The 17,395-nt window shown below is 71.4% G+C and carries 4 protein-coding genes; 3 read left to right on the top strand and 1 reads right to left on the bottom strand.

What is annotated here, in order from left to right; translation table 11 throughout:
• Positions 1-3: 3 nt before the first annotated feature.
• Positions 4-3,612 carry a sigma-70 family RNA polymerase sigma factor gene (locus ABZ354_RS20710; protein ID WP_358658741.1) on the bottom strand — a complete coding sequence of 1,203 codons (3,609 nt, stop codon included), beginning with the start codon at positions 3,610-3,612 and terminating at the stop codon, positions 4-6.
• Between the two features lie 308 nt (positions 3,613-3,920).
• Between ABZ354_RS20710 and ABZ354_RS20705 the strand changes: the two genes are divergently transcribed.
• Genes ABZ354_RS20705 through ABZ354_RS20695 form a run of 3 tightly spaced genes read left to right on the top strand, consistent with a single transcriptional unit; the run spans position 3,921 to position 17,394 of the window.
• The gene (locus ABZ354_RS20705) at positions 3,921-10,271 is read left to right on the top strand and encodes a protein kinase (protein WP_358658739.1); all 6,351 of its coding nucleotides are present in this window, start codon (positions 3,921-3,923) and stop codon (positions 10,269-10,271) included.
• A gap of 29 nt (positions 10,272-10,300) precedes the next feature.
• A complete protein-coding gene (locus tag ABZ354_RS20700; RefSeq protein WP_358658737.1) occupies positions 10,301-13,252 on the top strand; it encodes a helicase-related protein in 2,952 nt (983 codons plus the stop codon).
• Entirely contained in the window at positions 13,252-17,394 is a 4,143-nt protein-coding gene (locus ABZ354_RS20695; RefSeq protein ID WP_358658735.1) for a DNA methyltransferase, read from the top strand. The genes ABZ354_RS20700 and ABZ354_RS20695 overlap by 1 nt, the downstream gene beginning before the upstream one ends.
• Position 17,395: the final 1 nt, after the last annotated feature.

Raw genomic sequence — 17,395 nt, 5'->3', positions numbered from 1 at the left:
CGGTCAGGAGCGGCGCCAGCGGTCCCGGAGGGTGGGGCGGTCGGCGGCGGCCTCGCGTTCGGCGGCGAGCTGTTGCTGGAGTTCGGCGATGCGGGCCCGGGCGTCCTGTTCGGTCTGGGCGACGCGCGCCGCGGCCCGCTGTTCGGCCGCCGCCACCTGCGCCGAAGCCTGTGCCGACGTCTGCTGCCTGGCGGCGCGCAGCGCACCGTCGCGTTCGGCGAGCAGGACCTCCGTCCGCCGCAGCCGCTGCTCCAGGTCCGCGATGCGGGTCTGCCCTTCGTCACGGTGGCGCCGCAGCCGCTGGCCGGTCTCCTCGGCCCGCCGCTGCGCCTCGTTCGCCCGGGCGAGCAGCGCCGTGGCCCGCTCTTCGGCTGTACTCGCCCTGCGCTCGGCCTCGTTCGCCCTTTGCTCGGCCCGGTTCGCGCGGTGCTCGGCCGCGTGGGCGCGTTGCTCGGCGTACTCGGTGCGCTGTTCGGCTTCTGTGGCGCGCTGCTCCGCCCGGGCGCCGCGCTCCGCCGACGCGGCCAGGGCCGTCCGTGCCGCGCGTTCCCTTCGCTCGGCGTGTCCGGCCCGCTCGGCCAGGGTTCGCTGCGTCTGGTGGTGCCCGTCCACGATCCGCGCAATCTGCTCCTCGGCCTGTGCGCGCAGGTGCCGCTCCTGGCGCAGCAGGGCCCTGTCCACGCGGCGCAGCAGTGCCTCTTCCAGAGCGTCGAGCTGCTGCTCGGTGTCCGCCCGGGCGGCGAGGTGCCGGGCGTCGGCGGCCCGTGACTCCTCGGCGGGTCGTCCCCGGGCCTCATCCCGTACGTCCTGTACGCGCGTCGCCCCGGCTTCGCACGCGGCGTGTACGCCGGGACGACGCGGTTCGGCGTCGGGCTCCGCCTCGGTCCGCCCCGTGCCGGGGTCCGCCGTCCCGGCGGGGGGCGCGCTTTCCGGGAGGTGGGCGGGCGGGGGCGTCTCCACCGGAGGACGAGCCTGGTCCCTGCCGTCCGGCGCGCTGTCGGCGCGGGCCCTCTGCTCCCCGGCACGCGGGGAGACCTCGGCGACGAATTCCCGCAACGAGTCGCGCAGCGCGAGGCGCGATTCGCCCAGCACCAGGGGCTTGGCCGCCAGGTACGCGCGCGGAGTCACACCCACCAGTGCCTCGGCAGGCCTCTCGAAGAAGTCCTCCGGCCGCAGCCCGGCCTCCTTCACCGCGTCGAAGACGCGCCGCAGCACCTCCAGTGCCGTGACCACCGGCCGGTCGAGCATCTCCCTGTCCCGCACGGCACGCACCACGGCATCGGCCGGGGAGGGGCCGAGCAGCACGGTGAGCTGTGCGTGCCCCACCGCCAGCAGCGCGTACGCGGCGAGCCAGGCCACTCCCCCGCCGGGGTCGGCCGTCAGCCGCACCGCCCTGTGCCAGTCCGCCGTGTACTGCGTGGGCCGGGGAGCCGCAGCCCCGGGGGCCGGCGGCCCGCTCTCCGCCGTGTCGGCACGCGGCGAACGTGAGCCCTCCACCGCGGCCTCCGGCTCCGGTGCCCGCTCCGCGCGGCGCTCGCGGGCCGGCCCGCTGTCCGCGTCGGCGCTCTGCGTGTCGACCACCGCTCCCCGCCCCTGCCCAGTCGTCACGGGGGTATCGCCCGCGTGTCCGTCGTACCGCCGGTCCGTCTGCCCCCTGTGCAGCACCGGCTGCGCCGCACGTGGGGGGAGAGTCTCCGGCGGCGTGGCCGAGGGGGAGTCCGTCGACGCCTCGTCGGATACGGCGGACGGTCCTACGTCCGGGCGTGTCTGCCGCGCCGGACGAGCCGGCAACGTGTCAGGCACGTGCTGTTCCCAGGACCTCGTCTCCGGGCCCCCCGCCACGCCCCTGGTCCCGACGCCTGGCTGTCGGACTCCGCCGCTGCACCCGGCGCTTGCGCCGCCGGGCCTCGCGACTGCGCTGCAGGACCCCGCCCCTGCGCTGCCGGGTCGCTTGGTTCCGCTGCCGGATCGCCGCCCGCCGACCCGCTCCCCGGCCCTGCCCGATCGCCTCGGCTCCCGGGCTGCGCCCGTTTCCCCTGGTTTCCCGGCTTCCGCGGATTCCCCGGGCACCTCACCGAGGTCGCCGCCGTACAGGCACGCGGCGGTGAGCCCGGCCTCCACCAGCCGGGACCGGAACTTCTTCTTGGCTTTCGACTCGATCTGCCGGACGCGTTCCCTGGTCCTGCCGATCTGCTGCCCCAGCTCCTCCAGGGTCGACGGCTCGCCGCCGTCCAGCCCCAGACGCCGGGAGAGGATATGGGCCTCGCGTGCCGGGAGCGTGCCGAGCACTTCCATGACCTGCTCCAGCAGCATCGCGTCGAGCACGCCCTTCTCCACCGGCGGCAGGGGGTTCGACCACCCGATGAAGTCGCCGAGGGTGACCCCGTCCCCGACGACCCGGTCGAGGGAGTCGGTACGCCTGCTCAGTTTCCGGACTTCCTCGACCTTCTGCGTGGTCGTGTCGCAGTACACGGCCACGTCCGCGACCGAGGCCGGGCGCCCCCGCGTCGCGAGGGTGCTCTCTGCCCGCGCCACCTTGCGCATCTGTTCGTGCATGTGCACCGGAACGCGGATCACGGCCCCCTCGTCCGCGATACTCCGGGTCATCGACTGGCGGATCCACCAGGTGGCGTACGTCGAGAACTTGAAGCCCCTGGCCGGGTCGAACTTCCGCGCCGCCCGCATCAGTCCCAGCACGCCGTGCTGGAAGAGGTCCTCGTAGTCCAGCCCCTGTTGCAGATAGCGGGGCACCATTGTGCGCACGAGCCGCTGGTTGTGCAGGACGAGACAGTCGCGGGCGCGGACCCGGAGGTCGTCGGGGGGCAGCCCGCCGAGGTCGTCGGGTTCCTCCGCGACGTGATCGGGACCGCCCCGCAGCAGCACGGCGAGTCCGACCTCCGCCTCGGCGCTCAGCAGACGCGTCTCGGGCCGCCGCCGGAAGCGGTCGTTCTCCAGGACGGCCTTCGCGGCGGCCACCGCGGCCGCGAGGTCGCCGGGACCCCGTCCGGTCGCCGTCTGCGCCGGCGGTAAGGGCTCGTCCTCGTCCGGCCCGTCTTCCGGTTCGTACTGCTCGGCGTCGGCGGGATGGACGGACCGGCCACGAGGAGGGCCACCGGGGCGACCGTCTCCGGTGGCCCGGCCCGTCTCCGCGGCGGCCTCCCCGCCCCGTACCCGCACCCCCGCCCGCAGCACCGCCGCCTCCCGCGCGCCGAGGCCGGCCAGCCGGATCACGCCGTCCAGGGCGCGCCGGGTCACGTACCCGTCGGGGTCGGCGTACCGGCTCAGCAGTGCCCTGGCCACGTCACCGGAGCGGAACCCCGGCCCACTCACCTCGGTGGGCACATTTTCTTCACGAGTCGGTGCAACCATTTCCACATACGGACCGTCACCGTCTGCATGCAACCCCCTACGCGCTCCAGCGCACACACCGCCGCGCATCCCCGACTCCCCCACCGGCAGCCCCAGACCGGCCAGTTCCCCGCGAAGCCGCTCCCGCTCCACGTCACCGAGCCCCAGCGCGCGAGCCTGCTCCAGGAACACCTGCTCCGGCACGATCCCGCCGACCGCCGCACGGCGCAGACGGGCCAGCAGCCCCGCCACGGCCGCCTTCATTCCGGGCTCACGACCCGACGGCCGAGCCCCCCGCTCCCCGGCGGATTGATGCGTCATTGCACCCGCCCCCTCCCCTTGACGTGCACAGCATAGAGCGAGCGCGTTGACATCGTCAACAGACTGACGCGCTGTAACCACGCGGCACGATCGTGTACGGTGAGGGCGCCACGTTCTTCCTATTTCACGATGGGCGCGCGGTGGCGAATGGGACGAATGCAGGGGGCGCGTCCCGATTCCTCGACCTCGCGCGGGAGCCACACCCGGCGGGCGCGGGACGGGACGGCACGCGGCGGACGAGGGGAGTGTCAGTGGGCCAGGAGCTGCTGGACGGCAGGTTCCGGATCGGGCAGGTCATCGGCAAGGGCAACATGGGGGAGGTTCACCGTGCCGAGGATCTCCGGGCGGCCGAGGGCAGTCCTGAGCGCATGGTCGCCGTCAAGACCATCCTGCGTCACCGCACGGGCATCCGTATCGACACCGGCGCGGATCCGAAGGCCGCCGAACGCTTCGCGCGCGAAGTGCGCATCATGCGCCGCCTCGACGATCCCCACCTCACGCGGATCGTCGCCGGCGGTGTGGCCGGGGACCCGGTCGGCCTGCCCTACCTCGCGATGGAGTTACTCAGCGGCGAGACGCTGCGCGATCTGATCGAGGAGGAACGGCAGCTCCCCGTGACCTGGGCCGCCGCCATCGGTGCGCAGATCGCTTCGGGTCTCGCCGCCGCGCACGCCGCCGGCGTCGTGCACCGCGACCTCAAGCCCGCCAACGTCATGCTGACCCTGGGCGGCACCGTCAAGGTCCTCGACTTCGGCATGGGCCGCATCGTGGACGACCCGGACGAGGCCCGGCTGACCAGCACCGGCGTCAGTGTGGGCACCGCCCGCTACATGGCCCCGGAGCAGTTCGAGGCCAAGCGGGTCACGCAGGCCGCCGATCTGTACGCGCTGGGATGTGTGCTCTACGAGATGCTCGTGGGCGTTCCGCCGTTCACCAGCGAGTCACCCTTCGAGCTCGCCACCAAGCACACGCGTGAAGCGCCGACGCCCATCGCCGTCATCCGCGGCGAGGTCCCCGCGGAGCTCGTCCGGCTCGTGGACCGGCTGCTCGCCAAGGACCCGGCGGCCCGTCCCGAGGACGCGGTGACCGTACGCGACGCGCTGCTCCCGTCCGCCCGGCAGGCCGAGGACACCCCGCGGCTGCCGCACTGGAGCGCCCTGGACCCGACCCGGCCCCTGAGCGCTCCGGAGGCCGCGGCCCCGGTCCCCGCGTCGCCGGCCACCACACCCGTGCCCCCGCCGGTGACGGCCTCCGGCGCGGGCATGGACGTCTTCCGCGTCCACCGCACGCTCATCGAGGACTACCGCTCCTTCACCGAGGGCGGCACGGTCATCCGTGACGACCGCATCGCGGCGTACGTCGAGGAGGACCTCGACAGCAAGTCGCAGTGGCCCGATCCGTGGCTGTCGCTGAACCCGTTCTTCCAGAGCGGGGGCACGGTGGTGGAGCTGGCCGGGCAGAAGGTCCTGCACGAGGAGTGCGGCCGTATCTTCCAGGCCAGGAAGACCGAGGGCGGTACGGTCCCCGACGGCCGCCCGCTGACGCTGCACCAGCACCAGCGTGAGGCCATCGACGCCGCCGCGTCCGGCGCGTCGTACGTCCTGACGACGGGGACCGGGTCCGGCAAGTCGCTCGCGTACATCGTGCCGATCGTGAACAAGGTGCTCCACCAGCGGGACGCCGAAGGACCGGACGCGGCCAAGAGGGTGCGGGCGATCATCGTCTACCCGATGAACGCGCTCGCCAACAGCCAGCTCAAGGAGCTGGAGAAGTATCTGCGCGACGGCTACGGCGAGGGCCGCGAGCCGGTCACCTTCGCCCGGTACACGGGCCAGGAGGACGACGAGAAGCGCAGGGAGATCCGCGACGCCCCGCCCGACATCCTGCTCACCAACTACGTGATGCTGGAGCTGATGCTGACCCGTCCCGCCGACCGGGCGAGCCTCATCAGGATGGCGCGGGGCCTGGAGTTCCTGGTCTTCGACGAGCTGCACACCTACCGGGGGCGGCAAGGCGCCGACGTCGCCCTGCTGATCCGCCGCGTCCGTGAGGCCTGCCGGGCCCGCGATCTGCAGTGCATCGGCACGTCGGCCACCATGTCGACGGAGGGGACGCTCGACGACCAGAAGAACGTCGTGGCCTCCGTGGCGAGCACCCTGTTCGGGACGCGGGTGCACCCGGAGCACGTCATCGGCGAGACTTTGGTCCGCGCCACGCACGACACACCCGACGCCGTTCCCGCCGAACGTCTGACCTCCCCGGCGGCGCCGCGCGCGTACGGCGATCTCGTGCGCGACCCGCTGGCCCGCTGGATCGAGACCCGTTTCGGTCTGGCCACCGACGGGGCCACGGGCCGGCTGGTGCGGCAGCGGCCCACGAAGATCGAGGTCGCGGCGAGGGAGCTGCACGAGCGGTCCGGGGTCGCCGAGGAGCAGTGTGCCGCCGCGATCCGCGCCACCCTGGAGGCCGGTTCGCAGGCCCGGCACCCGGTGACCGAGCGGCCGCTGTTCGCGTTCCGGCTGCACCAGTTCCTCTCCAAGGGCGACACCGTGTACGTCACCCTGGAGGACAAGCTCTCGCGCCATCTCACCCGCTCCTACCAGCTCGAACAGCCGGGCAGTGACGGCAAGGTGCTGATGCCGCTGGCGTTCTGCCGGGAGTGCGGCCAGGAGTACCTGACGGTGTGGCGGTCCGAGAAGGACGGCGAGGTCCGCTACGAGGCACGCCGGGACACCTCCGCGACGGGCGGCCGGCAGGGCGACGGCTATCTGTACGTCGAGGACCACGAACGGGCGTGGCCGGCCGACGTGCAGTACGCCGTGAACACCCGGCGGCTGCCCGAGTCCTGGCTGGAGCTGGACGACAGGGGCCAGGAGGTCGTGAAGAAGTCGTACCGCGACCGGGTGCCGCGTGCCGTCACCGTCGATCCACGCGGCTACGAGGGGCGCGGTGAGCTGCGGGCCGCGTTCGTCCCCTCCCCCTTCCTGTTCTGTCTGCACTGCGGGGTGGCGTACGAGCAGACGCGCGGCCGGGACTTCGCGAAGCTGGCGACGCTCGACCAGGAGGGCCGGTCCTCCGCGACGTCGCTGATCTCGGCTTCGGTGGTGCGCTCGCTGAAGTCGGTGCCGCGGGAGTCGCTGGACAAGGAGGCGCGCAAGCTCCTCACGTTCGTCGACAACCGTCAGGACGCGTCGCTCCAGGCGGGGCACTTCAACGACTTCGTGCAGATCACCCAGTTGCGCGGGGCCCTGTACCGCGCGGCTCTGGACGCGGGCGAGAACGGCGTCCGCCACGAGGACCTGGCCTCGTCGGTGACGAGTGCGCTCGCGCTCGACCCGGTCGACTACACCGGCGAGAGCGATCTGCCGCCGTCCCTGGCCCACAACGCCGCCAGGACGCTCCGTGACGTGATCGCGTTCCGGCTCTATCTGGACCTGGAGCGCGGCTGGCGCATCACGATGCCGAACCTGGAGCAGACCGGCCTGCTGGAGATCGGCTACGAGGACCTGGACTGGGTGGCGGCCCGGCAGGAGCGGTGGGCGGGCACGCACCGGGCGCTGCGTGACGCGGACCCGGCGCTGCGCGCCGAGGTCATGAAGGCGCTGCTCAACGAGATGCGCCGGTCCCTCGCCATCGACGTCTCGTACTTCCGTGACGACTTCGACTCGCTCCAGCGGGCGAGCGAGGAGCGGCTGACCGACCCGTGGGTGCTGTCCGCCGCCGACAGGCCGAAGGTCGGCACGGCCTATCCGCATCCGTCCCGGCCCGGCATGGACCGCTCGGCCCTGTTCCTGTCGGCGCGCGGCAAGTTCGGGAAGTACCTGCGGCGTACGGACACCTCGTTCAAGAGGCTCGACGCGGCCGATCTCCAGCTGGTCGTCGAGGAGTTGCTGAAGGTGCTGGCCACGGCGGGCCTGGTGAAGGAGGTGTCGGAGGCGCCGCAGCGTTCGGGGGGCCGTTACCGCAGGTCCTCCACGCAGACGGCGACCGGTTACCGTGTGGCCGCCCAGTGCCTCGTCTGGCGTGCGGGCAGGGGTGAGACGGGTACGCACGACCCGCTGACCCGTACGTATCAGAGCGGTGACGGCCCCCGGGTCAACACGTTCTTCCGCGACCTGTACAGGGACGCGGCGGGCACCCTGTCCGGGCTGTTCGCGCGCGAGCACACCGCGCAGGTGTCGCCCGAGGAGCGGGAGCGGCGCGAGAAGGCGTTCCGCAAGGCGGAGCTGAAGCTGCTGTACTGCTCCCCGACGATGGAGCTGGGCGTCGACATTTCCCAGCTGAACGCGGTGATGCTGCGCAACGTGCCGCCGACGCCCGCGAACTACGCGCAGCGTTCGGGACGCGCGGGCCGCAGCGGCCAGCCGGCGCTGGTCACCACGTACTGCGCGACGGGCAACAGCCACGACCAGTACTACTTCCGCCGTTCGGAGCGCATGGTGGCGGGCGCCGTCGCGCCGCCGCGTCTGGACCTCGCCAACGAGGACCTGGTGCTCTCCCATCTTCAGGGCATCTGGATCGCGGAGGCCGGCCTGAAACTGGGCCGGGCGATCCCCGAGGTGCTCGACGTGTCGTCCCCGGACACGGGTGACCGCCCGAACCCGGCGCTGGGGCTGCTGCCGGACATCCTCGCGGCGTCCCTGGACGAATGCGCCCAGAGCCGCACGATCGACGCGGCCCTGCGGGTCCTCGGCCCGCTGCTGCCGCAGTTCGCCGACACCACGTGGTGGCACGACGAATGGATCCGGGACCGGGTGCGGACGGTGGCGACCCGCTTCGACCGGGCCTTCGACCGCTGGCGGCAGCTGTTCCGTGCCGCGCTCGACGACCAGTACATCCAGAACCGGCGCCGCCTGGACTACAGCCTCACCGAGGGCGACCGCATCCGTGCCAGCGCCCGCCGCCGTGAGGCCGAGACCCAGCTGAACCTGCTGAGGAACGAGAGCGTCGACAGCAAGTCGGTGCTCTCCGACTTCAACCCGTACCGCTACCTCGCGTCCGAGGGCTTCCTGCCCGGCTACAGCTTTCCGCGGCTGCCCCTCGCCGCGTACATCCCGACCGTGGGCCGCCGCCGCGGGGACGGCGACTACCTCCAGCGGCCCCGCTTCCTGGCGATCAGGGAGTTCGGCCCCGGGGCTCTGATCTACCACGAGGGTGCCCGCTACCAGGTGACGCGTATTCAGCTGCCGCCGGACTCCTCGGGCGAGCTGGCCACGAGCGAGGCCCGCCGGTGCGCGCAGTGCGGCTACCACCACGATCCGGAGCAGCTGGAGGACCGCTGCGCCATGTGCGACGAGCCGCTGGGCGCGGCGACGTACGGCCTGCTCCAGCTGCACACCGTGTACACGACGCGCCGGGAGCGGATCTCGTCCGACGAGGAGGAGCGGCGCCGCGCCGGATACAAGCTGGAGACGTCGTACCGCTTCCAGGACCACGGCAGCCGCACGGGCCGGCTCAACGCGGCGGTCGCCGACGCCTCGGGCGCACCGCTCGCCGAGGTGGCGTACGGCGACTCGGCGACGGTCCGGATCACCAACACCGGCCGGGTGCGCGCCAAGAAGGACGAGCCGGCCGGGTACTGGCTGGACCTGGCGGACGGCCGCTGGATGAACGACAAGGACGCCTCCGAGGCGTCCGGCGACTCCAGCGAGCTGCCCGTGATCGACCCGGACGGCAACGAGCGGCGCCGCAAGAAGCGGGTCATCCCGTACGTGGAGGACCGCCGCAACATCCTCGTCGTCACCCTGGACGAGGCGCTGCCGGAGCCGGTGGCGCTGTCCCTGATGTACGCGCTGGAGCGGGGTATCGAGGCCGCGTTCGAGCTGGAGGACGCCGAGTTGTCCAGCGAGCTGCTGCCGCCGGAGGGCGGTCCCCGCAAGCGCATCCTGTTCACGGAGGCCGCCGAGGGCGGAGCCGGGGTGCTGCGCCGTCTCCAGGCCGAGCCGGACGCACTGGCGAAGGCGGCCGTACGCGCCCTGGACATCTGCCACTTCGACGCGGACGGCACCGACCTGGGCGGCCCGCACCCGGACCGGCCGTGCGCGCTCGGCTGCTACGAGTGCCTGCTGACGTACGGCAACCAGCTCAACCACGCCCTGATCAGCCGGCACGCGGCGCGGGACCTGCTGGTGCGGTTCGCGGCGGCGACGGCCCGCCGTGAGGCGCGCGGGGAGTCGCGCTCGGAGCAGTACCGGCGGCTGCTCGACCGGACCTCCGCCTCCCCCACCGCCGGGGTCTCCCCCGCCTCTCCCGCCGGGCCGACGCCGGTCGAGTCCACCCGGGTCGAGGCGTCGGCCGCCGAACTGGCGGCCCGGGGTGACTTCCTGGGCTGGGCGAAGGCGCGCGGCCTGCGGCTGCCGGACGAGCCCGGCTCGTTCCTCACCGAGGCGATGGCGACCCCCGATTTCCTCTACCGCCTGCCCGGCGTGAACGTGGCGGTCTTCGTGGACCTGCCGGACCAGGAGCAGGACAGCTTCCGCGACGAGGACGCCGAGGAACGGCTGTACAACGCCCGCTGGGACGTCGTCCGCTTCCCGCTCGGCGCGGACTGGGACGCCATCGCCGCCGGCACCCGCTACTTCGGCACTCCCGCCGGCAACTGACCTTCGAGACACAGGACTTCACAACTTTCATGGCATTCGACTACTCGGCCGGTTCCCTGGTGAGGGCCCGCGGCCGCGAATGGGTCGTGCTCCCCGCGAGCTGCCCCGACCTTCTCGTCCTGCGCCCCCTGGGCGGCTCGGACGACGACATAGCCGCCGTGCTGCCGTTCGAGACGGTGGAGGACGCCACGTTCGCCCCGCCGGAGCCGGGCGATCTCGGTGACCAGCGCGCCGCGGGCCTGCTGCGTACGGCGCTGCGCGTCGGGTTCCGCTCGGGCGCGGGCCCGTTCCGCTCGCTGGCCGGCATCGCGGTGGAGCCGCGCGCCTACCAGCTCGTGCCGCTCCTCATGGCGCTGCGTCAGAGGACGGTCCGCCTGCTGATCTCGGACGACGTGGGCATCGGCAAGACGATCGAGGCGGGCCTGATCGCGAGCGAGCTCCTCGCGCAGGGCGAGGCGAAGGGCCTGGCCGTGCTCTGCTCGCCCGCGCTCGCCGAGCAGTGGCAGCAGGAGTTGCGCACCAAGTTCGGCATCGACGCGGAACTGGTGCTCTCCTCGACGGTCTCGCGTCTCGAACGGGGCCTGGACCTGGGCCAGTCCCTCTTCGACAGGTACCCCCACGTGATCGTGTCGACGGACTTCATCAAGTCCCCGCGCCACCGCGACGACTTCGTCCGCCACTGCCCCGACCTGGTGATCGTGGACGAGGCGCACACCTGCGTGGTCGCCGAAGACACCTCGACGGCCTCGCAGAGCCAGCTCCGCTACGAGCTGCTGCGCCGCGTCGCCGAGGACGAGACCCGGCATCTGCTGCTGGTGACGGCGACGCCGCACAGCGGCAAGGAGTCCGCGTTCCGCAACCTGCTCGGCCTGGTCAGGCCCGAGCTGGCCGACGTGAGCCTGGACTCGGAGTCCGGCCGCAAGCTGCTCGCCCGGCATTTCGTGGCGCGCAAGCGGGCGGACGTGCGCCAGTACCTCACGAAGGAGGACGGTCTCGGCGACGACTCCCTCGCGGAGCGGACGGCGTTCCCCTCGGACCGCTTCTTCAAGGACGAGACGTACAAGCTGTCGCCGGAGTACCGGGCCCTGCTGGACGATGCGATCGCGTACGCGAGTGAGCGCGTCGAGCAGGCGGGCAGCCAGGGCCGGCGGGAGGCGCGGATCGCCTGGTGGTCGGCGATCGCGCTGCTGCGCTCGCTGGTGTCGTCGCCGCGCGCCGCCGCGCAGACCCTGCGGACACGTTCGGCGGCGGCGATCGCCGCGTCGGCGGAGGAGGCCGACAGGCTGGGCGCGCCGCTCACCGGCGACGCCGCCGACAGTGACGCGATGGAAGGCATGGACGTCGCCCCGGGCGCGGAGACCACCGAGGACCCGCGCTCCTACCTCTCCGACCTCGCCAAGATCGCGGAGCAGTTGGAGGGACCGGCCAAGGACCTGAAACTCAAGGCGCTCATCAAACATCTCAAGGCGCTCCTCGCCGACGGCCACAACCCGATCGTGTTCTGCCGCTACATACCCACGGCGGAATATCTCGCCGAGCAACTGGAGAACGACAAGGAGTCCGGCAGGCGCGGCCCGCTCGGCGCGAAGACCGTCGTGAGGGCGGTCACCGGCACGCTCTCCCCGCAGCAGCGCATCGAGCGCATCGAGCGGCTCGCCGAGGAGGCCGGCGAGGACGCCGCCGCCCGCCGCGTCCTCATCGCCACCGACTGCCTCTCCGAGGGCGTCAACCTCCAGCACCACTTCGACGCGGTCGTGCATTACGACCTCGCCTGGAATCCGACCCGCCACGACCAGCGCGAGGGCCGCGTCGACCGCTACGGCCAGCGCCGCGACCAGGTCCGCGTCATCACCCTGTACGGCGACGACAACGGCATCGACGGCAAGGTCCTCGAGGTCCTCATCAAGAAGCACCGCCAGATCAAGAAGGACCTCGGCATCTCCGTGTCCGTGCCCGACGAGCTGTCGACGGGTGTCACGGACGCGATCGTCGAGTGGCTGCTGATGCGCGGCCGGGAGGACCAGGACGCGCTGTTCGGCGCGGACGCGTTCAAGGTGAGCACGGCCAGGCTGGACAGCGACTGGAACTCGGCGGCCGAGCGGGAGAAGGCGTCGCGGTCGAGGTTCGCGCAGCGTTCCGTGCGCCCGCAGGAGGTGGCCCGGGAGGTCGCCGCGATCCGCGAGGCCCTCGGCGGCGCGGGCGAGATCGACACGTTCGTACGGGAGTCGCTGGGCGCCCTCGGTGCCGTGCTGCGCGGCGACGGCGACGACTTCACGGCCCAGGTCGGCGGCACCCCCGCCGGTCTGCGCGACGCTCTCGCCCCCACGGTCGGCGCGGAGGTGATCGAGAGGGACCGCCCCATTCCGTTCCGGGCGGACCCTGCGGTGGCGCGCGGCGAGGCGGCCCTGGTGCGCACGGACCCGGTGGTGGGCGCCCTCGCCTCCCACGTGCTGAACTCCGCGCTGGACCCGCAGGCCGACGGCGCCCGCCCGGCCCGCCGCTGCGGCGTCATCACCACCGACGCGGTCGGCACCCTCACCACCCTGCTCCTGGTCCGCTACCGCTTCCACCTCACGCTGCCCTCCCGCAACGGCGACAAGCAGCTCATCGCCGAGGACGCCCGCCTGCTCGCCTTCGAGGGCTCCCCCAGGAAAGCGCGATGGCTGCCGCCCGAGCAGGCCCGCGCCCTGCTGGAGGCGACGGCGACGCGGAGCACGGACCGCCACTACGCCGAGCGCACCATGACCCGCCTGCTCACCCACCTGTCCGACGCCCACGGCCACGTGGAGTCGTACGGCGAGGAACTGGCCGCCGAGCTGGACGCCTCGCACCGCCGCGTACGGCAGGCCTCCGGCGAGATCGTCCGCGGCCTGTCCGTCACCGCGCAGAAGCCCGCCGATGTCCTCGGCGTGTACGCCTACCTGCCCGCCGTCCCCGCCCCCTCCGCCGTCCCGGCCGCCGCTCCTGGAGTCTCCGCCTGATGTCAGCCACCACCCGTCACCAGGTGTTCACCGCTGTCCACACGGTCGGGGGGCTGCTGCCCGCCGACATGCTGGTGCGGATATCCGAGGGCAGGCCCACCAAGGACCTCCGGGGTCTCACCCCCGCCGACTACCGCATCCCCGGCTCCCGTTCGGTGCGCGACGAGGCGGAGCGCCACTGGGACAACCTCAAGTCGCTCTGGCGCGAATTACGCCAGAAGCTGCCCGCCGAGCCCGAATCGTCCGTACGCCCCGACAGCACGGGGTACGCCCGCACCAACTGGGTGGAGCCCCTCTTCGAGGCCCTGGGCTTCGGTCACCTCAGCCCGGTCGGCGCCGACGGCATCACCTCCGCCGACGGCACGAAGACGTTCCCCGTCAGCCACCGCCGGGACCACACGCTCGTCCACGTGACCTCCTGGAACGTCAAGCTGGACAAGGGCCGGGGCGCCGGCGGCCCGGCTCCCCAGTCGCTCCTCCAGGAAGCCCTGAACCGCACCGAACCGCACCTGTGGGCCCTGCTCACCAACGGCCGCCGGCTCCGCCTGCTGCGCGACTCGAACGCGCTGGCCACCGCCGCGTACGTCGAGTTCGACCTGGAAGCGATCTTCGACGGCGAGCTGTTCAGCGAGTTCGTCGTCCTGTACCGGCTCCTGCACGCCTCCCGCTTCGAGAGCCCCCAGGGCGGCACGCAGTGGACCTGCTGGCTGGAGGTCTGGCGGGACACCGCGATCCGGCTCGGCGCACGCTTCCTGGACGACATCAGCGAGGGCGTACGCCTCGCGATCAAGGAATTGGGCACGGGCTTCCTCCGGCACCCGGCGAACGGCACACTGCGCGAGGACTTCGACCGCCACACGTACCACGCCGCCCTGCTGCGCCTGGTCTACCGCCTGCTGTTCGTCTTCGTCGCCGAGGACCGCGACGCGCTCCACCCCACGGGCACACCGGACGAAGCCCGCAAGCGCTACGCCGACTACTTCTCCACGGCCCGGCTGCGCGAGCAGTCCCGCCGCCGCCGGGGCACCTCCCACGCGGACCGGTACGAGGCACTGCGCATCGTCCTCGACGCCCTCGGCACGGAGGAGGGCCTCCCGGAACTCGGCCTGCCGGGCCTCGGCGGCCTCTTCGACGACACCCCGGCCGACGCCCCGCTGCACGGGCTGTCCCTGGCCAACGTGCACCTGCTGGCAGCCGTACGCCACCTCGCCGTCGTCCGCGACACCGAGGCCAAGCGGTGGCGGACCGTCGACTACCGCACCCTGGACGCCGAAGAACTGGGCGCGATCTACGAGTCTCTCCTCGACCTCGTGCCCGAGCCCGACGCGTGCCGCACCTTCGAGCTGGTGCCCCGCGCGGGCAACGAACGCAAGAAGACCGGCTCGTACTACACGCCGAGTTCCCTGGTCGACGTCCTCCTCGACTCCACCCTCGACCCGGTGATCGACGCGGCACAGGAGCGCGGCGAGAAGAAGGCCGCCGAGGCCGAGCAGACGGAAGCGGAAACCCGGGACACCGTGGCCTCCGAGCTGCTGTCCCTGCGGGTCTGCGACCCCGCCTGCGGCTCGGGGCACTTCCTGGTCGCCGCCGCGCGACGGATCGCCAAGCGGGTGGCGGCCGTGAGGGCACAGACCCCCGAGCCGCCCGTCGAGTGCGTCCGGGAGGCCCTGCACGACGTCATCGCGCGCTGCGTGTACGGCGTGGACCTCAACCCGATGGCCGTCGAACTCGCCAAAGTCTCCCTGTGGATGGAAGCCCTGGAGCCCGGAAAGGCCCTGGGTTTCCTCGACGCCCACGTCAAGCTCGGCAACGGGCTGATCGGCGCGACGCCTGCGCTGCTGCGGCAAGGAATCCCGGATGCGGCGTTCAAGGCCGTCGAGGGTGACGTCGCTACGGTCGCGCGGGACTGGCTCAAGCGGAACAAGAACGAGCACCAGGGCGTCTTCATGCTGGACGCGGCGATGGACGAGGCAGTGCGCGTCACCAACACCGCGTTCGCGTCCGAGCTGCGCAATCTCCTGGACACCTCCCCCACGGACAAAGTCGGCCAGGTCCGCAAGCTCGCCAACCGCTACCGGCAATGGGCCGGGGCGCCCTCCTACCTCAATGCCCGTGACAAGGCCGACGCGTGGTGCGCCGCGTTCATGTGGAAGAAGACGCAGGACGCGCCGTCGCCGGTCACGCAGCGCGTGTTCGTGTCCCTCTCGAACGGCGAGGGCGCGCTTCCCGAGACGCACGAAGAGATCGCCCGGCTACGCCAGGAATACCAGTTCTTCCACTGGTACCTGGAATTCCCCGACGTCTTCGACGTGCCGGACGATCCGTCGGCGCCGGACATCGACCCGGTGACGGGGTGGGCCGGCGGGTTCGACTGCGTGTTGGGTAACCCGCCTTGGGACAAGGTCGACTTCGAGGACAAGAAATACTTCAGCGTGGTCGAGCCGTCCTTGGCGGAGATCTCCGGGACGGCACGGCGGACGGCCATCGCGAAGTGGGCGAGCGAACATCCGGAGGCCGGCAAGCAGTACGCTGCGGCACGGCGGAAGGTCAAGTCTTCGTTTCTGTTCCTGGGGTCTTCGGGGGCGTATCCGCAGTTACAGAAAGGACTGTCGGTCAAGGGCGTCAACTCGCTCCAGACGGATCAGCTGTTCACAGAGCGGTTCGTTTCCATCACCGCTCCCGACGGTCGCTGCGGCACCGTGGTCCCGACGGCCATCGCGACCGGCGCGGGCGCCCAGTTCCTCTTCCAGGATCTGACACGACGCGGTGCGGTAAAGCATCTGTACGACTTCGAGAACGGCAAGCGGGAGAGGCTCTTCCCAGCCGTACACTCCAGCTACCAGTTCGCGGTGATCTCTCTCACCGGGCGCGGAATCGCCGAGCGCGCCGCGCGTTTCGCGTTCTTCCTTGGGCATCCCGACGAACTCGCCGAGAGTGACGCGGTGTTCGCGCTCTCATTCGAGGAGATCGCGCTGATCAATCCGAACACGGGGACGTTGCCAGTGTTCCGCACACGGAGGGACGCCGACCTGACCGCTGCCATTCAGAGACGCATCCCGGTTCTGGTTGATGAAGAATTGACGGATGACAACCCGTGGCGCATCACATTCAAGCGCCTATTCGACATGACCGATGATTCCGATCTCTTCCGCGATCGGGCCAGCTTGGAGGCGCAGGGGTGGGAGCTGCTAGGTAACGTCTTCGTACGCGACGGGGAACGGATGCTGCCCCTTTACGAAGGAAAGATGGCCCATCTCTTCGACCACCGCTGGAACAGCTACCACGGTGTGGGCAATGACGATTACGAGCGAACCTCGCTTACGGACAAGCAGAACGCGTACGGCGAGTCCTTGCCTCGTCACTGGATTCAGGAAATCGGGCGCATCCCCACCGTGCGCAAGGGCAAGGAAATCTCCATCGCCGGTGTCGCCCTCCGCCTGAAAGAGCTGAAGTGGGAGCGTGGCTGGCTATTGGGATGGCGCGATGTCGCCAGGACGACGGATGAGCGGACCGCCATCCCGGCGTTCTTACCGCAGACGGCTGTGGGACACACTTTCCCGCTCATGTTTCCCAAGGGCGACATCGAACTCACGGCCGCCATGGTCGCTACCCAAAGTTCCCTGGCCTTCGACTTCGTGGCCCGCCAAAAGGTCGGCGGAATTCACATGGCCCTGATGACCTGGAAACAGCTCCCTGTCCCTCGTCCCGCTGACCTTGCCCGCCACACCTTTTTCCTTACTCCTCGCACCCTAGAACTCTTCTACACGGCCTGGGACATGCAACCTTTAGCAAGGGACCTCGGCGACACCGGCGCCCCTTTCACCTGGAACGAGCACCGCCGCGCCCAGCTCCGCGCCGAACTGGACGCCTATTTCTTCCACCTCTACGGAGTCTCCGCCGAGGACGCCGATTACATCCTGGAGTCCTTCCAGACGGACAAGAAGGGCGGCCTCAAGTACAACGAGATCGCCAAGTACGGCGAGTACCGCACCAAGCGTCTGGTCCTCGCCGAGTACGACCGCATGGCCAGGGCCGGGCTCACCCTGGAGACTCCCCTCGTGGACGGCGAGAACTACACGTCCACCCTCACTCCGCCCCCGGGCCAGGGTCCTCGACACGACCCCCGGCCCGAGGTCGGCTGAA

Origin of the sequence: Streptomyces sp. NPDC005925, assembly GCF_040638805.1 — a bacterium.
Lineage (GTDB): Bacteria > Actinomycetota > Actinomycetes > Streptomycetales > Streptomycetaceae > Streptomyces.
The sequence above is the reverse complement of the archived record's forward strand: the minus strand, read 5'-3'. Positions and strand labels throughout refer to the sequence as shown.